The 25035-nt window shown below is 46.8% G+C and carries 24 protein-coding genes; 17 read left to right on the forward strand and 7 right to left on the reverse strand.

Going from position 1 to position 25035, the window contains the following annotated elements; translation table 11 throughout:
• Positions 1-262: 262 nt before the first annotated feature.
• Complete coding sequence (locus XYCOK13_RS16325; RefSeq protein WP_308443032.1) at positions 263-2032, forward strand: RNA polymerase sigma factor; 1770 nt, start codon at positions 263-265, stop codon at positions 2030-2032.
• Between the two features lie 58 nt (positions 2033-2090).
• Here the strand turns inward: XYCOK13_RS16325 and XYCOK13_RS16330 are convergent, their stop codons facing one another.
• Positions 2091-3002: a helix-turn-helix transcriptional regulator gene (locus XYCOK13_RS16330; protein WP_213413301.1), complete on the reverse strand. Its 912-nt coding sequence runs from the start codon at positions 3000-3002 to the stop codon at positions 2091-2093.
• 101 nt (positions 3003-3103) lie between these two features.
• On the opposite strand from XYCOK13_RS16330, the gene XYCOK13_RS16335 reads away from it, so the two are divergent.
• Entirely contained in the window at positions 3104-3574 is a 471-nt protein-coding gene (locus XYCOK13_RS16335) for a VOC family protein (RefSeq protein ID WP_213413302.1), read from the forward strand.
• Positions 3575-3788: 214 nt separating this feature from the next.
• On the opposite strand, the gene XYCOK13_RS16340 is transcribed toward XYCOK13_RS16335, so the two are convergent.
• Positions 3789-4718, reverse strand: coding sequence for a ketopantoate reductase family protein (locus XYCOK13_RS16340; protein ID WP_213413303.1), 930 nt, complete (start codon positions 4716-4718; stop codon positions 3789-3791).
• Positions 4719-4888: 170 nt separating this feature from the next.
• Between XYCOK13_RS16340 and XYCOK13_RS16345 the strand changes: the two genes are divergently transcribed.
• From XYCOK13_RS16345 to XYCOK13_RS16390, 10 genes are all read left to right on the forward strand, one after another.
• Positions 4889-5443, forward strand: coding sequence for a TetR/AcrR family transcriptional regulator (locus tag XYCOK13_RS16345; protein WP_213413304.1), 555 nt, complete (start codon positions 4889-4891; stop codon positions 5441-5443).
• Positions 5444-5595: 152 nt separating this feature from the next.
• On the forward strand, positions 5596-6573 hold the full coding sequence (locus XYCOK13_RS16350; RefSeq protein WP_213413305.1) for a hypothetical protein: 978 nt from the start codon (positions 5596-5598) through the stop codon (positions 6571-6573).
• Positions 6574-6601: 28 nt separating this feature from the next.
• Positions 6602-7324, forward strand: coding sequence for an ABC transporter ATP-binding protein (locus XYCOK13_RS16355; protein ID WP_213413306.1), 723 nt, complete (start codon positions 6602-6604; stop codon positions 7322-7324).
• Positions 7321-8046 carry an ABC transporter permease gene (locus XYCOK13_RS16360; RefSeq protein ID WP_213413307.1) on the forward strand — a complete coding sequence of 242 codons (726 nt, stop codon included), beginning with the start codon at positions 7321-7323 and terminating at the stop codon, positions 8044-8046. The genes XYCOK13_RS16355 and XYCOK13_RS16360 overlap by 4 nt, the downstream gene beginning before the upstream one ends.
• A gap of 3 nt (positions 8047-8049) precedes the next feature.
• Positions 8050-9516, forward strand: coding sequence for a sensor histidine kinase (locus XYCOK13_RS16365; RefSeq protein WP_213413308.1), 1467 nt, complete (start codon positions 8050-8052; stop codon positions 9514-9516).
• A gap of 14 nt (positions 9517-9530) precedes the next feature.
• Positions 9531-10247, forward strand: coding sequence for a response regulator transcription factor (locus XYCOK13_RS16370; RefSeq protein ID WP_213413309.1), 717 nt, complete (start codon positions 9531-9533; stop codon positions 10245-10247).
• Positions 10248-10550: 303 nt separating this feature from the next.
• Positions 10551-11678, forward strand: a complete 1128-nt coding sequence (locus XYCOK13_RS16375) for an acyl-CoA dehydrogenase family protein (RefSeq protein WP_213413310.1) — start codon at positions 10551-10553, stop codon at positions 11676-11678.
• Positions 11679-11696: 18 nt separating this feature from the next.
• Entirely contained in the window at positions 11697-12515 is an 819-nt protein-coding gene (locus tag XYCOK13_RS16380) for a phosphate/phosphite/phosphonate ABC transporter substrate-binding protein (RefSeq protein WP_213413311.1), read from the forward strand.
• 5 nt (positions 12516-12520) lie between these two features.
• A complete protein-coding gene (locus tag XYCOK13_RS16385) occupies positions 12521-13717 on the forward strand; it encodes a cobalamin-independent methionine synthase II family protein (protein ID WP_213413312.1) in 1197 nt (398 codons plus the stop codon).
• Positions 13698-14186 carry an OsmC family protein gene (locus tag XYCOK13_RS16390; RefSeq protein WP_213413313.1) on the forward strand — a complete coding sequence of 163 codons (489 nt, stop codon included), beginning with the start codon at positions 13698-13700 and terminating at the stop codon, positions 14184-14186. Before XYCOK13_RS16385 ends, XYCOK13_RS16390 begins: the two co-directional genes overlap by 20 nt.
• 152 nt (positions 14187-14338) lie before the next feature.
• On the opposite strand, the gene XYCOK13_RS16395 is transcribed toward XYCOK13_RS16390, so the two are convergent.
• On the reverse strand, positions 14339-15805 hold the full coding sequence (locus XYCOK13_RS16395) for an ATP-binding protein (protein ID WP_213413314.1): 1467 nt from the start codon (positions 15803-15805) through the stop codon (positions 14339-14341).
• A gap of 307 nt (positions 15806-16112) precedes the next feature.
• Positions 16113-17030 carry a PadR family transcriptional regulator gene (locus tag XYCOK13_RS16400; protein ID WP_213413315.1) on the reverse strand — a complete coding sequence of 306 codons (918 nt, stop codon included), beginning with the start codon at positions 17028-17030 and terminating at the stop codon, positions 16113-16115.
• 142 nt (positions 17031-17172) lie between these two features.
• Between XYCOK13_RS16400 and XYCOK13_RS16405 the strand changes: the two genes are divergently transcribed.
• The gene (locus XYCOK13_RS16405) at positions 17173-17679 is read left to right on the forward strand and encodes a pyridoxamine 5'-phosphate oxidase family protein (RefSeq protein ID WP_213413316.1); all 507 of its coding nucleotides are present in this window, start codon (positions 17173-17175) and stop codon (positions 17677-17679) included.
• A 77-nt stretch (positions 17680-17756) separates the two neighbouring features.
• Here XYCOK13_RS16405 and XYCOK13_RS16410 read toward each other — a convergent pair whose 3' ends face one another.
• Complete coding sequence (locus XYCOK13_RS16410; protein ID WP_213413317.1) at positions 17757-18119, reverse strand: helix-turn-helix domain-containing protein; 363 nt, start codon at positions 18117-18119, stop codon at positions 17757-17759.
• A 696-nt stretch (positions 18120-18815) separates the two neighbouring features.
• Here XYCOK13_RS16410 and XYCOK13_RS16415 point away from each other — a divergent pair.
• Positions 18816-19511 carry a DUF2306 domain-containing protein gene (locus XYCOK13_RS16415; protein WP_213413318.1) on the forward strand — a complete coding sequence of 232 codons (696 nt, stop codon included), beginning with the start codon at positions 18816-18818 and terminating at the stop codon, positions 19509-19511.
• Positions 19512-19706: 195 nt separating this feature from the next.
• A complete protein-coding gene (locus tag XYCOK13_RS16420; RefSeq protein ID WP_213413319.1) occupies positions 19707-20795 on the forward strand; it encodes a PIN domain-containing protein in 1089 nt (362 codons plus the stop codon).
• 224 nt (positions 20796-21019) lie between these two features.
• On the opposite strand, the gene XYCOK13_RS16425 is transcribed toward XYCOK13_RS16420, so the two are convergent.
• Entirely contained in the window at positions 21020-22516 is a 1497-nt protein-coding gene (locus XYCOK13_RS16425) for a stalk domain-containing protein (RefSeq protein WP_213413320.1), read from the reverse strand.
• A 191-nt stretch (positions 22517-22707) separates the two neighbouring features.
• On the opposite strand from XYCOK13_RS16425, the gene XYCOK13_RS16430 reads away from it, so the two are divergent.
• Positions 22708-23973, forward strand: coding sequence for an MFS transporter (locus XYCOK13_RS16430; RefSeq protein ID WP_244865211.1), 1266 nt, complete (start codon positions 22708-22710; stop codon positions 23971-23973).
• Between the two features lie 253 nt (positions 23974-24226).
• On the opposite strand, the gene XYCOK13_RS16435 is transcribed toward XYCOK13_RS16430, so the two are convergent.
• Positions 24227-24481, reverse strand: coding sequence for a hypothetical protein (locus tag XYCOK13_RS16435; protein ID WP_213413322.1), 255 nt, complete (start codon positions 24479-24481; stop codon positions 24227-24229).
• A gap of 308 nt (positions 24482-24789) precedes the next feature.
• Here XYCOK13_RS16435 and XYCOK13_RS22175 point away from each other — a divergent pair, with 308 nt between their 5' ends.
• On the forward strand, positions 24790-24912 hold the full coding sequence (locus tag XYCOK13_RS22175) for a hypothetical protein (protein WP_280520914.1): 123 nt from the start codon (positions 24790-24792) through the stop codon (positions 24910-24912).
• Positions 24913-25035: the final 123 nt, after the last annotated feature.

Below are 25035 nucleotides of genomic sequence, written 5' to 3' on the forward strand. Positions count from 1 at the left end.
TCTTGCATCGAGCGTTGCTTGTTGGGGAAGGAGTGCCAACGGAGTCAGGAGTAGACGTTAAGATTCTCATGGCAGTATGAATACGCCAACTGTCTGACAGGGGAAGGCGGATTACCCCGCCGTATCCAATGCTTTTAAGTGAAATGCGGGGATCGACAAAAAGCTTTGCAAAAATTTTCTTCCGTTATGTCAGAAATCTCTTTTCTTTCGAGTCAGTATATTAGGTCGATATAGTTGCGAGGTGTTTTTTATCGGGGACGGTGTGATTTGGGGAAAAAGTGCAGAGGTAAGAAATGGAGAGACGGAGCATGATCTTGACATGCTGGAGGACAGCATCCTGGTTCAACGTGCGCAGGCTGGGGACCGGGAGGCGTTCGGAGAGTTGATCCGGCGTCACCGGCGGCAAGTGTACGGGTATGCGCAAATATTAACGCAGGAGTCTTTCCTGGCAGAAGATATCGTGCAGGACGCTTTGATCCGTGCTTTTTTGCACCTGGGGACGTTAGTCGATGTTGCGCGGTTTTTGCCTTGGCTTCACCGGATCGTCCGCAATCAAGCGTATTCCCGGCTGAGAAGGGACCCGATTCTGAAGGAGAGTCCTTTCTCGTCGCTGCAGCGTTCCGGGGAAGAAGGAGACCCGACAGGTGTTGTTTGGTCGAATTTGGACGATATTCTTCACCGTGTCTCGCGTTCGTTCGCTGAACATGCAAACACCAGTGCCAATCCGGAAGTGCACTTGATGCGCCGACAGCTGCATGAAATGATCACGAGCCTGCTCAGTTGCTTATCCAAGCGGGAGAGGCAAATTTTCGAGTCTCATTTCTTCGAACATTTGTCACCGCAGGAAATCGCGAAGTTGTTCAGTTTATCCCCCGCCAACGTCTATCAAATCTTGTCCCGTTCCCGGAAAAAAGTCGCCAAAGAGCGAATCCGTATCGTAGTCGACCAATATATAACGGAACGAAAGGATTTGGGAGCTTTGAAAACAAACTTGTTACCGAAAACAGCAACATTCCATGCGCCCGGAACATGGACATCAGTTGGGTGGGCCTTCTACCGAATGCTGAGCTTTACCGATCAGCAGCTGTCATTGCCGATGGTGATGGGACTTACCGGTCAAGCTTTTCGCATGACCATTTGCCATAACGATGTCCATATCGCGGGGCCGACGATGTACTCGTTCCGGGATATTTTGGCCCGCGGCTTGCAAAACATCGGATGGAGCAGCCGTATCGTAGAGACGCCAAACATGCAAGATGGGCCCGGAGAAAATGCCAGCTTGCTCGACCCGGCATTGCTTACGGCAGCCGCCAAAGAGAAGAGGCCAATCCAAGAAAAGCTGCCCGCCGCTCTGGATCTGATTCACCGTTCCATCGACAGAGGCATTCCGGTTCTGTCTTGGGATTTGTTCATTCCCGAATTCGGAGTCATCTATGGTTATGACGATGAGCAGCGGATCTTGACGGCAATGGCATGCATGCAGGATGACAAGCTCCCTTACGATCATCTCGGACGAGGGACGCTGGAGGAATTATTTATACTGGCTCTGGAGGAACGGACTGAGAAGGATCTGCGTTCCATGTTTCGGGATGCGCTCATGATGATTCTTGATCACTACCACGGGATAGAGTCTCCGACCGATCGTGGCGAACGGGGATTGCGCGCCTATGACGTGTGGATAGATGCTTTCCACGGCGGCAAGATTGAGCCGAATGGGAACGCCTACAATATGGAAGTTGTGCAGGATGCTCGCCGACTTGCTGCAGAATTCCTTAGGGAAATTTGCGCAAAATGGCAAGGAGATGGTGAATCGTATAAACGCATGCGTGCTCTCAGTGCCGAGGCCGCGCAGGTGTACCAGCAGATGTCGGAAGAGCTGCAAGAGCTTGTTGTGCTATTTCCTTTTCCTGCGGGCGGCGATCCAAACTCGGTTGTGAACCTTGAACGTGCCGTCAAAGTACTGCAATCTGTTAAGGCGCTGGAAGAGCAGGCTGTTTCACTGCTTGAACAGATGAATGCGGCGATTGCATAATCGTATAACTATAGTGTCCCTGCAAAAACATAGCCCAAATCGCCGAGACGAGGTCTAATCAAGAGTAGTTCTCCATCATTTGATACAAAAAATTCCGAAAGTCATCAACATAGGCTTCGGGCTCTACAACTTTGAGATGAGTGCCGAAGCTTGCCAAAAATTGAAATCCCGTACGATTCTGAGGGACATGAATGGTTGCTAATAAACATCCAGAACTATGGTTTTCAATACTCCTTCGACCATATCTTTCGATGATTTGATCTTTTATGCTGGGCGATATCCATGCCTTAATCGAGACGAGTTGCGGCAGATAACTTGCATCTTGTTCTTGCTCTGACCAATCGTCTCTAGGGCGAAATGCATGTTCATCCATAGCAATATGATCGATCCGGGACAATTTGAATGTACGATATCCCTGTCGCTGTAAACAGAATCCTTTCAAGTACCAACTCGTTTCGTTGAAATGCAGCTCATAGGGCTCGACCATCCTATTCGTTACAGCCCCGTCTTTATCCGTATAATCAAACGAAACCAGCCTTTTCTTGAAAATGGATTCTTGACATGTCTTTAAGGTTTCAAGAATCTCGGACCGACCTTCCCAATCATAAAACGACAGTTGAATGGAACGATTCAGAGACAATGGACTGACCATAGCCTCTATTTTTTTCATCGTTCTTTCAACTTCTTCCGTAAGGAGGATTTGTTCCAATCCACCGAGCGCAGTTAGTATGTTCGCTAAATCGGAGTTGCTTAAAAGGCGTTTGTCCACCTTGTATTCATCCATTATGCCGAAGCCGCCTTTGACCCCAGTGACAGAGTAGATGGGGATGTTCGATAAGCTCAAGGTTTCCATATCGCGCAGGATCGTTCTTTTGGAAACATGGAATAGTTGCGAGAATTCCGTTGCAGAAACAACCTCTTTTTTCAGCAATATCATGATAATCGAAATGAGTCTTTCAACCTTCTCCATAATTGCCCTCTTTTTTTCTGTATGATTTTCAGAACGATGACACCAAGCCGTCACCTTTTGTCCATTATACTACATGTATCACAAGAAGGAGGTTTTGCTTGATGTCAGCTATAGCGTATTTGAATTTTGACGGGGTTGCCGAACAAGCGATTGAATTTTATTCGGAGGCTCTGCAGGCAACGGAAGTAAAAAAGGCTGCTTATAAGGACTTTCCACAAGACCCAAGCCGCCCGCTGTCCGAAAATGAATGGAATATGATTATGGAGTCTTCGATTGAATTCGCAGGCGGGAAAATCATGATGTCGGATTTGCTGCCTTCCATGAAGAGCGTGACAGGTGAGCTGGTGAAAGGAAACAACGTATGGATCAGTTTAGTCTACGAGGATAAACAAAAACTGGAGACATACTTTCATCATCTATCGGTTGACGGCCATGTGATCATGCCGTTATCCAACACGCCGTGGTCATCCTGCTTCGGAATGCTGGTGGATAAGTTTGGGGTTTGCTGGAAGTTCAACTGTGACGCCGACAAGTTTCTTGATCAAGTGATTGCGGACAGCCATGGAAATTGAAAGTTGTTGCCGTTGTCAGGCGGTTTGAACATTTGATATGCGGACACTTCCTACTCGACAAACATTCCAATAAGCAAAAGGCGGCCATAGGGCCGCCTTTTGTCTTCGCTGATAGTCCCGTTACAGAGAACCATATCATCACAGGTAGTGCTAGGACAGTAGGTTGAAAACATCAGGCATTAAGGGGCGTTGCGTTGAGGCGTATAATACGGGATCAGTTGAGTTTAGCATGAAACTTCCTCTCCAGATCATCCCAGTTAGGAGTACGGATAGGGGTCTGTTCCTTCCAGCGTCGAAGCACACGACTCAGCGCAACGATTTCACTTACGGATCCGTTAACCAACTGACTAAACGGCAACCTATGATACACCTTCAAAAGCAGGCGCATAAGCATGGGGCGATTGCGGATTAGTGAGGCTTGTGCCGCTGGCGTTAACGGATAGTTCAAGGCCTCTAGCACGCGAAACCCTTCATCCATAGCAGCAATCATTTGCCGCAACAGCTTGTCGTCCCCAGCAATTTTCTTCATTTGATGCTCGTGTATAACCGTTGCAACGTTCAGCACAACGATGGGCACAATATGATTCTTAAGCCATGCGTCTATATTCTCGTGATAGACAAGCTTATACTTGGTTTTCGCAAACGCCTGATTGAGAAGGGGCTCGAAAGGGATAGGACCATGCAGTCCTCCGAGCACCATCTGCCCTCCCCCTCCGCGGATACAGATGATTCGGTTGTTCTTCCGAGTGCCCGCGGTTGTTTGAAATCCGAAGGCGACATTTTTAGGGGGATCGCTATGCTCCCTCAAATAATGATCCATATCATGAGCATCAGTATTGTTCCCAATGATCACGATATTTTGACTTCTATTCTTTGCGAGGACAGGGAGTACGGCTGGAAAATCTGTATATGTCATGACAACAAAGACGAGATCGTACTCATCATCTGTCTTCAGCGTCCGGATCAGTTGAACCCGATCTACTGTTGTTTTCAACTGAAAGTAATGTCGGATGACAAGTCCGTCCCTCTCCAGATCATCCGCCCGCTGCCCCCTGGCCAATAAGGTCACATCATTGTTGCTCCGTGTCAGCACATGAGTCAAATAACTGCCTATTACCCCTGCGCCATATACCAATACTCTCATGTAAGTCTCCTCTCCGATTCAAGTAACATTCAAATGTAGATGAAAAACCATTCATTGACTAAAATTAACCTAACACCTGACTCCGTTACGGATCAATCGGCAATATATTCGATTCTGTTGAAAAACCAACAAATGGACTCTGATTTGATTAAAAAGAGGTGATGAAAGCCATGGACAGGCGCATTTATAAAACGAAGCGGGCTATTATGGAAGCTTTCGTCGGACTATTGGAGGAGCAGGAATTTGAGAAGATCACCATTCAAGCAATCGCTGACCGGGCGGATGTAAATCGAGGGACTGTGTATGCACACTTTACGGATAAGTACGACCTGCTGGAACAGTGCATGGATACATACTTGAAATTATTGTATGAAAGCTGCAAGCCTGACGAGGAATCGAGCAAGACTGCTCCCGAGGCTCTGCTGCTTCGTACTTTCGAATTTTTAGAGCGTCATGCATCCGTGTATTCCACCCTCATCACAAGTAAAGGTACTTCCGCGTTTCAGAATCGAATGGTGGAAATAATGGGGGAGAATATCAAAGGACAACTGAGTAGAAGAAGCCTCGGGACGAACATTCGACCGGAAATTCTTGTCCACTTTCTATCTGTAGCCATAGCCGGTCTGGTGGAATGGTGGATTGTTAAGGGATTGCCGTACACGCCGTCTGAAATGGTGGATCAATTGATGCTCATCATGGAGCGCAACTTGAATGTGCGGGGGTGAACCCCTATGGGCATTCAGGCGGGGAGCCGTATCAAACATGTTCCGATTTTAGAAACTTTTTAGAATTGCTTTCGAGGGAATTTAGACTCCTCCTTTAGACTAAGGGTGTAGGCAAGAGAGAAACCATACACCCTTAAAGGAGTGAGTTAGAGATGAAAAAGAAGAGTAAAGTCAAAGTGTGGATGATTGGCGCGGCAGTTGTTGCATTGAGTTTGTTTACGGTGACAGCGTTCGCGTCGGCCCCGAACACCCCGGGTTATGACGCGTTCAAAGAGGTGCTGAAGGCGAACCATCAGTCGGGAGAAGCGATGGAGAGTGCGACCGTTCGAGGGAGCTTTGCAGTTAAGGTCGACGGCGAGACGGTGCTGAAGCTGGGCGGCGAGACGAAAGTGGAGGCAAAGGGAGACAAGCAGAGCGTAAGCAGCGACTTCGACATTACGCTCATGGGTATCGAGCGCAGCGGCAGCATGTACAGCAGCGATGCCGAAACGATCTATCTGGTAGACCGGACGCACGATCTGCATTATCAGGTGATCCATGCGGATCATGACCACGGCAGCAAGCAGCATGAATGGCGGGATGAGAGGGGCTCCCACCATCGTTCCATGAACAAAGCGGAAGAAGCGCTTCTCGATTATATGGCAGGCGACCTTAAGAACGAATTCAGCTTGGAGGAGTATGCGAATGGTTCGAAGACAATTACGGTCGACATTAGCAAGGAAGAGCTTCCGCTTCCCGTACGTTTGCTGATGGATGTGGCATTGGCTGCGGACAAGAATGAACGCAACCACACTCCTGCAGTGTCGGCAGAATGGGAGCGTGTGATGGAGCTGCCTTTCTTCCAAGGCTTCGACCAAGCTGAACTCGCAGCGCTATTGCCGGAACTGACGGAGGATGTAGCGATAGAACGCGTACTCCTGCAGATGACGGTCGATGCGAACAACCAGGTGCAAAGCGTGCAAGGCAAGGTTGAAGTGAGCGGCAAGGACGAAGCGGGCGTGATCCGACGTGTGGAAATAGAAGGTGCAGGTGAGCTTGGCGGCATCAACGCAACGACGCCAGACATGTACGACTCTGCCGGCAAGTCCATTGAAGTGATCGACGCGGCTCAATTCGAAAATCGCGGTTAATGCCACAATTCCGGGAGGGACCTTGCTTATGTTGGAAGTCAAAAATCTGACGAAGGTCTACCCCGGCGGCCGAGGTATCCAAGGGCTCAACCTCACGGTGAACGCCGGTGAGGTTGTCGCCTTGCTGGGTCCAAACGGCGCCGGGAAGACGACGGCGATGCAGGCGATGGCCGGCTGGATCAGGACGGAACGCGGGGAATCGCTTTGGAACGGCGTATCCGTTGCGGATCGGCCCGATCTGACCAAGCAGCACATGGGCCTGATGATCGGAGAGCCGACACCCTATGCCTATCTCACAGGCTACGACTATTTGAAGCTCTATGCAAAGCTGTATCCCGGCATTGACGAAGCGCGTATGCAGCAGACGCTGGATCTTGTGGGCATGGCACCGCATCAAAAGCTTAAAATCAAGAAGTACTCCACCGGCATGAAGCAGCGGATCGAGCTCGCCAGCGTGCTGCTTCATCAGCCGAAGCTTCTGATCCTCGATGAGCCGTTCTCAGGGATGGACATCGAGGGTCGATGGGAGCTCACCACGATGCTGCGCAGCCTTGTATCGGAAACGGGCATGAGTATCATCGTCTCCTCGCATCAAGTACACGACATCGAGGACTGGATTACACACGTGTGCATCCTTCATGACGGGCAGCAAATCGAAACCGCTGGAGCCGAACAGATACGGCAGCTGTTCTCAAGCGTAGAGGAGTATTATTTGCACTGCGTGGCCAAGGGGAGGAGGGGAGCTGCATGAACGCATCATTCCTATACTTCACCGGAGAAGAGCTGCGCAAGCTGTTCCGTGGCGGCAAGCTGAAGATGCTGCTCCTGCTCGCCTTCCTCATCGGTATCGTCTTCGTCTTCGCGGGTGACCGCCTCGGACTGAACGGTAATCTCACTGTGGTTGCACTGGAGCTGTTGCTCGTTACGGTGTTGCCTCTATTCATGGTGTCGCTCGGCAGCGATCTCATGATTTCCGAGTTCAAAGCGAGGATGATAAAAAACGCGCTGAAGCTGCCGCTCAGCCGGGAGATTATCTTCCTGGGAAAGATGCTTGCGGGTTGGACGGCCGGCGCCTTGATTGTCATGAGTCTGTTCGTGCCGCTGCTGATAGGAAGCTTGGTACTGACGGGCATATCGGATTTGTCCGTGGTTGGGGCGAGTCTTGCGGAGGTCGGCGGCGCCATCGTGTTCTGCGGCCTGCTGGTGGTGCTGGCCAATACGGTTGCTTTATGGACGGGGAGCGGAGGGGCCGGCCTCGTGGTCAGCGTCGTGCTGTGGATGGCGATGGGCGTCATCGGATTGTTCGAGCCACAGCTGAACCGGTTCTTCGTGACTGATTTCGCGGATTGGATGCGGCCGCTCCTGTACAAAGGCGAGGCAGGCCCTGCGATTACGGCGTTGCTATTCATGGTCGTTTACTATATCATTGGCACTATATTGGGCTTATTGGCCTTCCAAAGGAAAGAAATCTAACGTATGTCTATTCGACTGAAACTTATTTTAACGTACTTGTTCGGCATCTTATTCACAGCGATTATCGTTACAGTGACGGGAATTGGAATCGTCACGGCAGTCCTTTCCTATATTGGGAGCGGCATTGTGAAGGAGCAGACAGCGGAAGAGGCGTTCCATCGGGGGATCGATCTGATCGTAGAGCTGCGCTATGCGGAGCGCTATACACCGGAGAAGCTGACGTCTCCCGCATTCGCGAACATGCTTGGAAATCAGCTGGAGCCGTTCGGGGGCTTCCTTGTTGTCCGGCAAGGGGAACGGTGGGAAAGCTACGGAGCATTAAGCGAAGGAGAGCCATTCCTTGCCCAGCTGAAGCGGGATATCTCTGCTCCGGGTCAGCACAAGGATGAAGCACTTGTGGTGAGCACGTGGGAAGGGCGGGAATTGCTTGCTGTGCGGTACGATTTTCCCGAGATCGACGAACCCTTGTCGTATTTTCTCGTCGCCGATGTAACCGATACGGAGAAAAAGAGCCATCAATTCCAGTTCTTCTTGCTTCTTGTCGTTGCCGTCGTACTCGGAATCATCCTGGTTCCGTTGCTGTGGATTACGACGAAGGACATCATTCGGCCGCTGCGGCAGCTTGAACAGGGCTCCCGACGTATTGCGGAAGGGGACCTGAACTTTAGCCTTCATACGAACGTGCGCAATGAGGTGGGCAGCGTCATCCGCTCGTACGAGAAGATGCGCAGCGAGCTGCAGCGATCGATTGGCGCGCAATTAGCCTTGGAGGAAAATCGCAAGCAGCTGGTCTCCAATATTTCGCATGATCTGAAGACACCGCTGACCTCGATCAAGGGCTATGTGGAAGGGATTCGGGAAGGGATCGCGAACGATCCGGAGAAGCTGAAGAAGTATATAGATGTGATTCATTCGAAGACGCTGGATATGGACCGTATGATCGACGATCTGTTCCTGTTCTCCAAGCTGGATTTGGATCAGGAGAGATTCCACCTGGAAGCGGTGCAGCTGGAAGAGTTTTATCGGCAAACGATGAATGAGCTGCACATGGAATACGAGAGTGCGGGAGTGCGTCTGACGAGTGAGTATGAGGCTGGATCTGACGCTGTTGCGAGGATGGATGCCTCGATGATTAAGCGTGTCATTCTTAACATCGTCGGCAATTCGGTGAAGTTTGTGAACGATCCAAAACCCCATGTCCACGTGCATTTCGGCCGGCAAGCAGAGGAATGGGTGATCGCGGTTACGGATAATGGACCGGGAATGGAACCGGATGAACTGGAACGGATTTTCGACCGATTCTATCGCGGGGATGCGAACCGGAATCAGAATGTGGCCGGCTCCGGATTGGGTCTTGCCATTGCGAAGCAGATCGTTGCCTATCATGGCGGCATCATTCACGCAAGAAGCGAGCCGGGGAGGTCCATGACGGTGATGTTTACCATCCCAATCAATCAGGATAGATCGTGACGGGAGAGTGTGCGATGTCGAAGCGAAAAGTATTAATCGTTGAGGACGATCAAGCGATTGCTGAGCTGGAGCGGGACTACCTTGAGGTTCATGGTTATGAGGTTACCCTTCGGGCAGACGGCGAACAGGCGCTGAAGGAGGCACTGGAGCTAGATTACGACCTCATCATTCTGGACGTCATGCTGCCGGGTATGGACGGCTTCGACATCTTGCGACGGGTCCGGGAGACGAAGTTTATTCCGGTATTGATGGTATCCGCTCGCAAGGAGGATATCGATAAGATAAGAGGATTGGGACTGGGCGCGGACGATTATGTAACGAAGCCGTTCAGCCCGTCGGAGCTCGTTGCGCGGGTGAAGGCCCACCTCGAACGGTATGACCGATTGACCGGGGCCGCAGCGGGCGCCGGTTCTTCGTCTGCCCGGAAGTCGCGCGAGCTGAACATTCGCGGACTTGTGATTCAGGTCGACGCCAGACGGGTGACCCTGCACGGCGAAGAAATCTCGCTGACCGCGAAAGAGTTCGACCTGCTGCTATTCCTCGCGGAAAACCCGGATCGGGTCTATTCCAAGGAGGCGCTGCTGGATAAAGTATGGGGGATCGATCACTTCGGCGATTCCGCTACAGTCACGGTCCATGTCGGGAAGATTCGTGACAAGATTCAGAAAGACCCGGCGCAGCATCAGTTTATTGAAACCGTATGGGGTGCGGGATACCGGTTTAAGGTTTGATAGATTGAAATCACGTACTTTATCCTCCACTGGAGCAGTCTCCGCTGATTGGGCGGGGATTGTTTTTTTTTTCGTTGTAAGCATCGCCGCTATAATCGAAGCGCTAACGGACAGGAAAAGCGCTGATGACATTTTGTTATAGCCTTGATGATAAACTATCATTAACCGATTATAGTATGGTACTATTTCACTAGAAGCTTTTTGCTGGCACGCAGCGATTGGACCATTGCCAGGCAGGCTTTTACCGGCTTATTTCGAGGATGTGCACGGCAACGAATTATACAAGGAAAAGGAAGAGAATCTATGAATCAGATTTATCAAGAAGGCAAGGAATTTGCAAAGTCTTACATACTGCCCTACACGGAGAGAACAGACAAGGAGTCGAAATTTCCTGAAGAAACGTTCGAGAAGCTAGGCGAACAGGGATTTCTGAAACTGCTTATACCTGAGGAATACGGCGGATTTGGCAAAGGACTGGAAGAGCATGCCCAGGCTTGTCTGGCATTCGCGGAGACTTGCGCCACTACAGCGCTTTGCTACATGATGCACAATGTTGCAGTGATGTGTATCGTCACGCATGGAAGCAGCGAGCTGAAGGCGAAGATTTTCGCAGACATTATTGAAAACGGCAAGTTCATGGCGTTAGCTTACAGCGAATTTGGATCGGGCACCCACTTTTATGTGACGGAAATGAGTGCCGAGGTTAACGGGGACAGCACAACGTTTAATGGGAAGAAGAGCATGGTTACATCGGCGAACTATGCTTCCTACTATCTCGTTCTCGCACCATCTGTGGAAGAAGGGAAGATCAACAATTGGGTGTTCCCTAAGGAGTCAAAAGGCTTGTCCTTTGAATTGTCCGAATGGGATGGCTTGGGAATGAGAGGGAATTCGTCTTGTCCAGTTCGTATAGAGGACGTGACGTTGGATTCCTCTTACCGTATCGGTGCGGAAGGCTCGGGCGAAGAGCAGGTATTCCATGTGGTCGCTCCATTCTTCATCACAGGGCTGGGGTCCGTGTATAGCGGTACAGCCATGCATATGTTCGAAATAGCCAGCAGCCATGCTGCGAATAGGAAGTATCCGGATGGCCGCACCCTTTCTAATATTGAAACCATTCAAGTGCATATCGGCAACATATATAAACATGCCTCCGCTGCAAGGGCCATCACATTAGAAGCTGCCAGAGCAGGCGCTAACGGAGAATCGGATGCACTCGCCAAGATATTGTCGGCAAGAATTGTCGCCTCAGAAGCGGCAATCGAATGTGGCAGGCTTGCCATGAGAGTGGGCGGGGGGAAAGCTTACAACAAGGCTCTTCCTACGGAAAGGCTCTTAAGAGATGCGTATGCAGGTCAAATTATGGCTCCTAGTGCCGACGTTCTGACGGTTTGGCTAGGCAAAGCATTAACGGGTCAGATGATCCCATAAAGATAAGGAGTGAGCTTGTTGAGCAAAGATAGAATGAAAGTCGGAGCTGTTATCTATGATCCGAGAGTTACCGTAATTTGGGGGATTATCGCTGATTTTTTCAAAGAAGAAGGGCTTGAAATCGAATGTGTCTTCTATAAGGATTATGAAGGACAGGTTGACGGATTGATGAACCGGGAGATTGACATCGCCTGGAATTCTCCTTTGGCATGGTTGGATACTTATTTGAGAACCGAAGGCAAGTGCCAGATGGGTTCCATGAGAGATACGGACAGAGACAGGAAAACCTGCTTCATCGTCAAAAAAGACAGCGGCATCACGAGCCTCGATGGGTTGAGGGGCAAGACCATCGGCTTTGGCGCTATAGACTCTCCTCAAGCCAGATTGATTCCGATCAACCATTTGCATCAGCATGGCCTTGAATATGAAGTGGACTACACGGAGAGAAGATTTGATATTGGCGTTGGCCTCCATGGCGACCACGTTGGAGGCGAGCTGGATGCCATTCGAGCATTGGAAGCGGGAGATGTAGACGCCGCTGTAACGCTGGATTTGAACTGGGAAGCTTGGCAGAAGGACGGCACGATTGATGCCAATCAATTGGCATGCATAGAAACCACGGCTTTGTTCGACCACTGCATCTTCGTAGCTCATCCTGATTTTTCAACGGAAAGGTTCAGAGAATGGGACACGGTGCTTCATCGAATGGACTATACCAATGAGGCGCATAAGAAGATGATGGATATGGAAGGCTTGAAGGAATGGGTGGAAGGAAGAATCACAGGATTTGAGCAATTGCGTGAAGCCAATGACTACCTGAAGTTCTTTGGGAGATAAAACCTATGAAAAAGCAGCTACCGCTATTTCCTACTTCCTTAATAGGAAGCATGCCAAGATCCAAAGAGGTTCTAAGCGCCTTAAGAAAGATAAGAAGAGGAAATATGGAGCCTCACGACTTCGACCAGCTTATTGAAAGGGAAACGCAAAAGGTCATTAAGCTGCAGGAGGATTTGGGGATTGACGTCATAACAAGCGGAGAGCTCGGACGAGATAACTATGTGTCCTTCGTATCCGATAAAATTGGCGGCGTTCGCATGATGAGCATGAGCGAAATGCTCGATTATATCGATGACAAAAAAGCGTTCGAGAACATGTTGACCACGCTTGACGTTCCCGCGGTCAGTATGAAGAATGCGATTTGTGTGGGCAAGCTGCATGACAAGGGTGATATAGTCGCCAATGAGCTGCTGACTATGAAGAAGTTCACCGACAAGCCCGTGAAGATCACCCTGCCTGGTCCCTATCTGCTCACCCGCTCGATGTGGCTTCCTAATCTCTCGGGCAAGGTATATGGAAGCAAGGAAGAGCTTGGACAAGATGTAATCCAGATTATGAAGGAAGAGATAGACAACCTTGTGGACATCGGGGTGGATGTCATTCAATTGGATGAACCGGTTCTGACCGAGGTTGTGTTCACAGAAGGAAAGCCAAGGTCATTTATGTGCGCGGCTCTTTCCGAGCGGAAGGACCCCAAAGAAGAGCTGGAGTTCGCCAGTTCCTTGATTGGACAGATTATGGATCATATCGATAGAACCAGGACGGTTGCTTCTCTTCATGTCTGCCGGGGCAACTGGAGCAAGGACGAGCGCATATTATTGACAGGCCCGTATACGCCACTGCTTGAGTTGTTTGCCAAGGTGAATCCTGACCTATTAACCCTTGAATTCTCCACGCCAAGGGCAGGGGAGCTAAGTTCCTTATTGGCGGATTCCAGGATTGTGGAGCAGTCGGCATTGGGGTTGGGCGTGATGAATCCACGTAATGACGAAACGGAGAAGGTGGACGCTATCCTAGCCAGAGTTGAGGAGGCGATGACTTATCTGCCGAAGGAGAACATATGGTTAAATCCTGATTGCGGCTTTGCCACCTTTGCCAATAGTCCTGTGAATGTATTGGACAATATCTCGGGCAAGATACGCGCTTTAACGGAAGCAGCTTCCATACTAAGGAGCAAGAATGATGAAGCGGTCAACAGATGATAGAAACACATTGTATGAGTCTAGCGTGTTCGATCTGAGCTTTCGGGGAACGTCGAATGATCTCTCCACCGTCAAAGTGTATACAAATAGAAACAGCTTTCAGATCGAAAAGCAAATCAGTTTTGACTCGGAATACGAACCCGTCACCAGTCTTGAATACTTCGCCGGCTCAGTCTTAAGCAGCATCCTCTTGACGCTCCTGGAGCAGTCCAAGAGAAAGGGTTCCGTTATCGAAGAATTGGAAGGGGTATTGAACCTTTCACTGGAGAATCCGCTGACCATGGTCGGTGTCAAAGGGTACGAGGAAGAACCGATTATCCGGAAGATTAGCGTAACTGTTTTTCTATTTGCAGATATGGAGGATCATGAATTAGATGATTTTTGCTTCGGCGCGCTGAACAAATCCCCTATTTACAATACGTTAAAAAGATCAATGGAATTCGATGTCGTATTTAAAAAGCTTCTATAAGGTGCGTCCCTGTGACAAGCGATGGTGCATAACTGAAGCCCCACCTTGAGCAGCATCATTTGGAAAAGATCATGAAGCAGGGAACGCTCATGCCCTTCCGTGAACCAAAAACAATCATCGACAAAGTAAACCGTATTATAAATAAGGGCAAATTAATTTGCCCTTATCGATTCCAGATACCGTGTGTATTCAGCATGGCCTAGCAAATACAAGAATGCAAAGGCGGGGATTTTAGTAATCGGGCAGTTGGTGGGATGGTCGGTATTGCCATAGTCAGAGCTGTTTTTAGTAATGACAAGAGCCGCAGCAGTTTTGGCATCGTTAGCCCATTCCACAATGGCTTCCCTGGTGGATAGTCCTGTATTTTCACGATATTTTACTTCAATTAAAATCTTAGATAGGGTTCGGTAAGTTACAATGATGTCAATTTCTTTTTCTGTTTTCGGATCACGAAAGTACCCTACATGAGTGGTATCTAAGTAGTTAGAAGAATGTACGTGTTTATAGATTGCTGTTTCGATAATCATCCCCATTTCAACCGGATCTGTAAGGATTTCTTCCCCAATCATTAGTACGGCGTTTCTGATAGCAGCATCTGCCAAATATATTTTAGGCTTTGCTTTTAAAACCTTTTTTCCAGTTTGCTCGGTTGGCTGGCTTCTATATATTAAATTGGCTTGTTCCAAGAAGTCCATATAGTTTGCGACGGTTTGCCTTGAGATTCCAACTTCCTTGGCGATTGTGTCTTGAATGACTATATTCCCACTTATCATACAGAGATAAAGGAAGATTTGTTCTAATTCTGCAACGTTTCGGATGGGGAAAAGAGACACCATATCTCGTTTGAGAACTTTGTCTACCACGTCTTCCCTAATGATTTTTTGAGCCAAATCGACATCGTCTGATAATGCTACCTCAGGAAATCCGCCGACCAATAAATAGCGATGAAAATGCCTTTGGAGAGGCTCTAGTCTCATCATAAGTTGAGATAACTTAGCCGGTTCCAATGTCCCCAGGGCTGTGGGGAACACATTTTTGGACAACTCAGGTTTGGGTATTTCCATTAAGTCAATATACTCGTAGAACGAAAGTGTAGGGATTCGAATGGTTGTCCAGCGGCCTACACCGCTTTCTTTCGCCTTTTCTGCAAGAATTGGACTTGCGGACCCGGTCGCCATGATGCGATAACTAGGGTTGCGATCATAAAGCGTCTTTAACCAAAGATCCCAATCCTGTGCATATTGAATCTCATCAAAGAAAAAGTATAGCTCTCGCTCATCGGGATTAAGATTGTTTTGAAATACCTCCAAAATCCTTCCGATATCACATAATTTCAGCATCGGATGATCAAAAGAGACATACAGAATGTTTTTTGGAGGAATGCCCTTCTGTAAACAATCATCAATTGTCTGATACATGATCGTGGTCTTCCCTACGCGTCGAGGACCAGATAAGATGATTTCACGCCTAATATGGGGGTGTTCAAAAATCTTTTTTGCTTCGTAGTAGGCAAGTCTTTTTACTGGTTTTGTTAAATCTGATGACATTTTATTTGAGGTCCACCATTCATTGTAGCCCCGAAGTACTTTTAAGATTTTTTCATCTGTAAGGAAATTCATGTTCAACACAACTCCTTGAATAACGTTAATCGTATATTACATTATTTCCGAAAAGGTGTAAACTTAAACCGCGTAACTTTGGTGCGATTATATATCGTCCATTGTGAAAAATACTCCTTAGCGATAGAGAAAGTTAGTATAACTAGAGGTTCGTACTTAATTTATACTGCAAAAGGGCTGCAAGTCTTTCATAATTTTGTCATAGGATCAATGTTGTGATGTAGGGAAATTAGACGTAGGAGTAAAAATGAAGTAACCTCGCTCATGCCCAGACTGGCTGGGAAGGCGAGGCTTGCTTGTTCATGCTCTATTCCAGAAGCCATTTTTCAGCTTCTTCCTTGCTTTCATACAATCTAAAATGATTGCCTTTGTTCGTTTCCATGGCCATTTCCTTAAATCTGCCTTGCTGAATTGTTTCCTGCGGAATAATAGCAGCAGCTTTTATACCATAGTTTATGAATTTCTGAATAATATCGCCGGCTAATTTGGTTTTAAGATTGAAGAAGTCTTCCGATAAGGCTGCATAATGTATCAGAATCGCATTTATCTCATGTTCCCAGCATAAAGCCACTAGATCAAGTGCATCATGCTCTGTACGTAAAGGTTCTGTAGTAGAGATGAATTCAATATATTTTTTATTTCCCATTTCTCTAATTTGATAGTTCATTTTTTCTTTTTCCTCCATACCTTCATTTTCAAACAACTTCTGACGGGTTTCACGGACCCAATTAAGTTCATTAGTATAGGTTGAAATAATGTTTTCTGAAATCATTTCCCATAGTAAGCTTTCCCGGGTGCTTCTATTAGGAGAATGAAGATTACGCCTGTATTTCTCCTTCTGCATAATCAACTGCAGTTTGATTTCATTTTCATATTTTGAGAGTACCTCACTTAATTCTTGATTACTTAGCATATCTGACCAAGCAAGCTGCACCAAAAATGTTTTTTTTATCTCTGGTGCTTCTGGGGATGACACAAGCCATTCTTTTAGTTCCTTAAGTCCTTCTTCTGTTATGGTATATATTTTTTTTGAAGGAGAGGTCTCCTGATGGACCAATTCACTTGTGACTAAATCCTCATCTTCCAGTTTCATAAGAGCTTTGTAAATTTGATTATTATTACCGGACCAATACATGAAGGAGGAATCCTCAAAAATCTTTTTTAATTCATATCCTGTTGAGGGCTTCCAACTCAGCACGCCTAATATGGCTAATTGGATGGACATCATCACACCTCGTTATAATTAACATAGGTTAAAAGTAACATAGGGTATTATGTTTGTCAAACTGGTGCAAAAGAAACAGAGAATAATTTCGGGGAGAGTTAGCAGAAAATATAGCCAATGACAACCAAGTGAGGTGCCGAATATGACCAATACACCTGCAGCCGATCAGGATGCAATTGAAACCGTAAGAAAATTAATTAAAGGAATTGACATTGCCATGCTGACATCGGTGGCGGAGCAAGGCTTGGTGTCTCGTCCCATGAAGACGCAAGAAGTTGAATTTGATGGGGATTTGTGGTTTTTGACGATGAAAGACACCGAGAAGTATGATGAGCTGATTCACAATCCGAATGTGAATGTAACCTATGTCGGTAAATCCTATGTGTCGATTCGGGGAACAGCGGAGTTGGTGGACAGCAGAGAAAAAATAAAGGAATTTTGGAATGCCGCCTACGAAAAAATGCTGGAGACAACCAGCGATGATCCCAATCTGATCTTAATTAAAGTCAAAGCCGAAACTGCGGAGTATTGGGAGATGGGCAACCGAACTAAATTGGTAAAGGAGTTATACAAAAAGCTGACAGGTAAGAAGTCAGACGATTCCAGGCTTAACGAAATAGTCGACTTAAGTCATGCGGGACAGAATTAATGTGGCGCGTTTCGCGCCACCAATCGATAATGAAATGGCATGGGGAGATCGAGCTCTTAAGAATATCGCTCCCGGTTTCATCTCTTCGCCTCATCAACAGCCTCTAATATCTCCTTTGCAACACGAAGCACTGTCAAAATTTCTGCTGTACTGCGTCCCGCAAGTAATGTTTGAACTGCGCTTAATGCACCCTTGGCATCTGCGGTCTCTTTCTGAAAATCCAACTCATGAAATTGAAACACTTCGACTGGTGCAACGTCTAAGGCCACAATGATCTTCTCTAATGTTTCCAACGATATATTGCGATCCGCATTTTCAATGCCGGACATGTAACTGTAATGGATGCCGGCCTTCTCCGCTAACGTTTCTTGTGTAAACCCCTTTGCTTTTCGCAAGATCCGTATTCGTTCCCCGACCATCCTAAGAAAATTTGAAGCCATGGGCAATTTCCCCTTTCCAATCAAGAGTAGGGGAAGAACTTGAATGTCAAACAGTAGTACATAAACAAAATTATGTTGAATAATTTACCTATAAGTAATATTGTGTACATATAAGTAAAGAATAATGCTTGATACCGGGAAAGGAAGGATGAGGTGATGTTTTTTCTTTGGATTGCGACTATGTCACCTGCAGGAAAAATAGTCTTATTGGTGAGCGGAATCACGGTATTGATCTTAGCGAATATCATTGAAGTTCGACATCAAAGAAGGCAAAGGCATGTTCGGTATAAATGAGAATGGAAAGAGGGATAAGAACAGTTCATGTCAAGGATGCGAACAGCATTCAACGAAATGGTTTCCAAGCTCAGGGTCAACGCCCCACAATTTTAAGTTTTCAGCTTCTTGCCCGTAAACAGATTTTTTAGCAATAAGCAGCATTACTGCACGACTAGCGGGACCCAGCTAACCCGACTTCCAAAATCGAACCATCGCATAATGTTGCATTTTTCCCCATAATCGTTGATCACTCCCGGAATGGTTATATAATTAGCATATAACATTGATGCAAGATTTCGGTTTTTCAAATTGGAGCTTCGGTGCTATGATAGATTTGAAGTTATTCAGTTAACGCAGCACATGAAGGTTTCACTTTAATAGTGGGAAGTGTATAGCGAACACATCGAAGGAGTTTTCCGAATGCAAGTGTTATTCGACATCATGCGATGGACGCACATTGTTGGCGGATTTCTGGCGTTAAGCGTGTTTTGGCTGCCGATCGTGGCTAAAAAGGGAGGACGCGTGCATAACAATGTCGGCTGGGTGTATGTGTGGGCGATGGCCGCCGTTTCGGTAACGGCTTTTTTTATGGGAATATACCGCCTAACTTGGGACGCCGGCCCTGATGCGGACGCGATTCCGTTTTCGTGGTTTTTGCTGTTTATTGCGATTTTGAGCTCTGCGACCGCATGGTATGGCGTGCGTGTGCTTCGCTATAAACGGCGCAAGGCGGGTCACCGGAATCCGGTTGATTTATTGTTTCCATCGTTGCTGTTCGGCGCAGGGATCGGCATTTCCATTTACGGCTTTGCGATTGACTTCCCGCTGTTGCAGTATTTCCCGCTGCTCGGATTGTTTCTGGGGGGGTCGCAGCTTCTCTATTGGCTGAAAGCCCCGAAGACGAGATCCCACTGGGTCGTTGAGCATATTGTAGGCATGCTGTCCTGCTGCATCGCAACCGTGACGGCCTTTACGGTATTCGGAGCGCCGAGGCTGTTGCAGGTCGATTCGGTAAGCTTGCTTGTATGGTTCCTGCCGACGATTGTGCTCGTTCCGCTGATCATTGGCTTTACGATTGTGTATAAGAGGAAGATGGATCGCCCTATCAACAGGTAGGCCATCCTTGAAGGATGGCCGTTGTTTGTGTTCGATTACAGCTACGCTGCCGGGCGAAATTCCGGTTCGGATACGAAAGACCCTCTCATTTCAGCCGGGAGTATACTCGCAAGTTTGGTTTGCCCCCGACGAGAGACCTTCAACGACTGCGCGAGACGCTGAAAATGAGATAGAAGAATAGAGGGGGAAGGTTAAATGAATATAGGTGTGGTTTTAGATACAAATGCTTTATTTATAAGTACATTCAAAGACTTTAAGGAATTGAATTTTATAAAAAGACTTGAGCATGTTCTCAATACAATAGAAGTTAATGGGGCTTTTTCCGGGAAAGTAGAACTGCTTGTGCCGAAAATAGTCCTCAACGAATTAGTGCAACAACAAAGCAAATCCTACTATAGGAAAATAAATGACCTGTTAGAATACAAATTCCATAGTTTTGAAATTATCAAGGATACTAACTATGACAACTACCTTCGAGATTTATTTAATGCCTATTTACAATCCTACAAATTTAATACTGAAATAAAGGTTTTATCCTATCCAGATATACCAATTGAGAAGCTTATTAACAGAGCGATAAAACAATACCCCCCATTCTTGGGGAAGGATAAAGAGACCGATAAAGGGTTTAAAGATGTGATTCTCTGGGAGAACATACTTGAATATAAAAGATTATTTCCAGAGCAAACGTTGATCCTTTTTTCTGGTGATAAAATATTTGAGTCGGATTATCTATTTAAGGAATACAGAGACCTATTTGGCGAAGAGTTGGTCATAGTTGATAATGAAATAGCACTTGTTGATATACTTGGTGAGAAGCTGAACACGAATGTGATCCAGACAGAAAGTAATATTATTTTTAATAAGTTCAAGACCGTCATAGCTAGAAGTAATTTGTCAGAGCTATATAAAGGAATAACTTATCATCATCCACTAAACAGCGGCAGCTACATGTTTAGAAGACTCAAAATTCTTACATTGAATGGATTGTTTAACGAAATAAGCATACATGTAGTCAATGGAGTAGAGGTTAGATACTTTGTAATCGAGATTGGATTAGAACTTATCTTCTCGGAAAGTTATGTTCATTTAGATAACTCACCAACCATTAATATAACTGATTTTTACGAATTCGAAATTTATTATTATCCAGAAGGGGATTACTTTAAGATATTCGGTTTTGAATCGCCTTTTGATGAAGAAAGCGTTAGTTATTCCCAAGATTTTATTTTGAGACAAGAAATCAACAACTTAGAACCGATAGTAGACTACACATCAGAATGACATTGAAGAGCCAACCTGGCCGGATGCGTCGATGAGTCATTGGGCATTCCATCATATTGAGGAAGCGTCTCAGGATCATTATTACAGGCTACGGTTAGAAGGCGGAGAGATCATCTTCGAGTAATATGTGCGAAATAGGGATACAAAAGAGGGAATGGCGGTGCCAGGGAATTGCCCTGACGCCGCCATACTTTGTAAGCATCCTCCTGCAAATCGACAACGAGTTAGTTATTGGTCTCTTCCATCTCTATAAATATCTTCTGTGCTTGCTGATTCCATTCAACTTGCGCACCCAAGGATTGACTGATGAAGCGCAAAGGCAAGTAGGATGTCCCGGCGTTGATAAAAGGTTGATTCTCTAAAATGATCTGTTCGTCGTTCAAGGACAATTCACCAGTTGTGAAACTGACGCTGATGGCGACAGGACTTTCGACAGGGTGAGATTTCGATATGGTTGCCACTTTCGTCATCATATCCCACGAAACCTCTGCGCCCAGGTCCTCGAAGATTGATCGAATGGGGATGAAGGCTTGGTCGTTCTTTATGATCACACCATTGCTTAATTGAACCGGATGGCCATTTAACTCGACAGCAATTGGCGGCTTGACCGGTACAGGCGGGTCATGCATGAATTGGAAATCGCCATAGCCCAAGTCAGCATTTTTATTCACGCCCCATCCCCATAGAGAACCGTCCTTTTTTTGCATGATCACGTGACGGGCGCCATGTTTAACCGCGGCCACATCCGAGGCAATCAAACTAAACTCCGGATCATTCGGCATACGCTCACCTTCAAATGACGCGCGAGACAGATTGCCCTCTTGGGTAAACACTACTATGGACCGTTCATGGATAAATGCATCTTTCACGCCACTAATTGAAGTGATGAGGATAGGCTCTGGCTGTTCGTGATAAGTTGTTCCATCCGACCAACCTGTCACAGTTCCTCCCCAGAACCATAGTCTGGCGTGACGATCGATCGCTACGTTCGTATATTGTCCGATATACATCTGCTCAATCTGATTTAAGCCGTCTATTTTTATTAGCTCTTGTCCTGCAGCTTTGTCGTTCTCCGTGTAAGCCTGATTGTAATCATTCGCCCATGCCCAAACCGTGCCGTCAGATTTAAGCACATAATTTCTTTCGATATCCACAACCTCATTCAGATCAGGGATAGCTTCAAACGTTCGATAAGAGTCAAGACTTTTCAGAACGGTGCCATCTTTTTTCAATAGGAGCCACTGATATTGGCTTTCTCTGACGTTATAATATCCAGAAATATCCTGTATGTTATCGATATTCGGTATCCGTTCAGCCTGTGTCGCAGATCCTGCATCTTGGTCAAGCTCAGGCAGTACGAATACATGGCCGTTCGCATCGAGAATCAATGGAGAGTGATAACTGGATGCAAGGACATCCGATACTCCCTCTACAGGATAGACGTTGACTTGAGGAGAAGAGGTTCTTTCCCATTTCCATACGGTTCCATCCGATTTTGTTACATAATTGAGACCGAACGAGGTAGCAACATCCGTTAATCCTGTAATTTGCGTAGGTACGGTGTACGTTCCCCCCCACACCCAATAAGAACCATCTGCTCGAATAAGAGAATTCGCTTCGAAGCTTTGGATTTGATTCGCAGCGGATGCTGCGGTGCCGACTGTAACTGTGCTAAAGAATAAGCTCAAGAGCATACCAAGCAAACCGAGTTTTTTCTTCAAATCATTCATCTCCCTGCGTTTTTTCACAGCCTTACAATAGCTATATAGTTAGACGATCCTTGCTAAATAAGGTTGCGAAGGGATTGGGCTCTTTCTGCTACTTTAAAGAATATATTAATTTTTATCATTAACCCTTAATTTTCTATCGTTTTATGTCATATTGGTAGTATACGCCTAATTAGGGGGAATGGTTGATGAAGAGGTTTACGAAACAAGAAACCAGCTGGATGTTCTATGACTGGGCCAATTCCGCTTATTCCATCATTATCTCGACTGCTGTTTTCCCGCTATTTTACAAAGCGGCAGCGACAGAGGCTGGAATTAGCGCTGCCAATTCCACGGCTTATTTAGGATATACCATTGCGATTGCCACGTTCATATTGGCTATGCTCGGGCCCATCCTTGGAACCATTGCTGATTATAGGGGGTATAAGAAGAAGTTTTTCACATTCTTCTTTTTGGTAGGCGTTCTCTCTACGGCATTGCTTGCCTTCATCCCCTCCGACCAATGGCTGCTCTTGCTTATCTGTTATACCTTTACCGTGATCGGCTCTGCCGGGTCCAATGTGTTCTACGATGCTTTCCTTGTAGATGTCACGAGTGAGAAGAAAATGGATACCGTATCAGCCCGCGGCTTTGGTTTGGGCTATATCGGGAGTACGATTCCCTTCCTCCTTAGTATTGTCATTATCATCTTGGCACAGCAGGGGGTTCTGCCCCTCTCCGCGACTATGGCAAGTAAGATTGCCTTTTTGATTACAGCCGCTTGGTGGGGATTGTTTACGATTTCTCTTCTAAAAAATGTCCAGCAAAAGTACTTTATCGAGCCTGAGAAAAATCCGGTGATCAACAGCTTTAGACGGCTTGGGAAAACACTTAGAAATATAAGACAGTATCGGAGCGTATTTTTGTTTTTAATTGCCTATTTCTTTTATATCGACGGTGTAGGAACAATTATTACCATGTCAACAGCATATGGGACAGACCTTGGCAGTAGCTCTACCAATCTGCTGGTGATTCTGTTTGTCACACAAGTTGTCGCTGCGCCTTTCGCTGTGCTGTACGGCAAACTGTCAGACAGATTTACTGGCAAGAAGATGCTGTATGTCGGTATTGTCGTGTATATCATCGTCTGCATTTATGCGTTCTTCATGAAAACAACGTTGGATTTTTGGATTCTGGCTATGCTCGTTGCCACCTCACAAGGGGGCATTCAATCGCTAAGCCGCTCCTACTTTGCCAAGATAATTCCGAAAGAGCATTCCAACGAATTCTTTGGCTTCTACAATATTTTCGGGAAATTTGCATCGATTATGGGGCCGTTGCTGGTCGGCGCGACCGCACAAATTACGGGTCATTCCAATATGGGTGTATTTAGTCTTGTCATTCTGTTTGTAGTGGGCATGGTTGTGTTGGCTCGCGTGCCAGAACCAACAGAGTCTACCAGCCCGGCTTGAGACTCGGCCACTGCCGATCGACCTTCCCGATGATAGCGTTGCTGCTGACATAGCCGTTAGGAAGGGTAACTGTAACGGACACGGATGACCGTTACAGGGCGTATGGGGCGTTTTTAGACATTATGACGGACACGGATGACCGTTAGCGCTGAATTGACCGGTCAAAACGACAGTTTTTGGCCTCTAATGGACATCGGAGACCGTTAGAAAATCGAAGGAACGATTTTTCAGCTCTAACGGACATGGATGGCCGTTACAAATTCAACCGACTGGTCCGGTCAACTTTTCTGCTCACCTCCGCTATTTTTGCCCCGGTCCCTACTGCTTTTTCAGCAGATATCGAGCAGGCAAGTAGTAATAGAATAGCTTTCTTTGTTGCCGAAGGCACTGCACTATCTTTCGGTCCAGTAAAGATGTAAACTAGAACCACGACAACAGGTTGAGGGAGGGAATGAGCTGTGAAGGTGATTTCTAACAGGTGTATCTGTATCATTGCATTCATCATCATGTTCAACACCTCTCATACTTCCCTGCACAACGGAGCTATTTTCGGAACACACGCTTTTCTTATCGATGATGTAATTAGCGCCTATACAACCTCAAGCGATGACGATCATTTCAACAACAAGAAGCACCAAGGCGGTTGGCCGTCGGCCCTAAACTTAGTGCCGTTGACACTCCTGATGTTAGACCAGTTTCCATCCACAGCCCCAGTCCCTCGAATACGTGAGCACCTTTTGGCCGTATTCTATCAGGCGGATAATGTCAGTCCTACTCCTTCCGATCCATTAATTTGAGAAGAAGGAGGCGGTTGGAATGGTATGGTTGCGCCTAACTATCATTGCGATGTTCTCGGTGTCGGTAATCAGTTTGCTTGGGTACCAAGCCGTGGAAATAACGAACGCAGTCATGGATCTCATCAAGAGTTATAAGAAGTGAAAAAGCAAACAGCCTTCCTTCTATAAGGGGAGGCTGTTTTTTTACTGCTCGGTGCGGTCTTGGTGGGGTCATTTGTAAGCCCAGGAGGTATATGATAATTCCGCGATCAAGTCCAAATTTATG

Source organism: Xylanibacillus composti, assembly GCF_018403685.1.
GTDB lineage: Bacteria > Bacillota > Bacilli > Paenibacillales > K13 > Xylanibacillus > Xylanibacillus composti.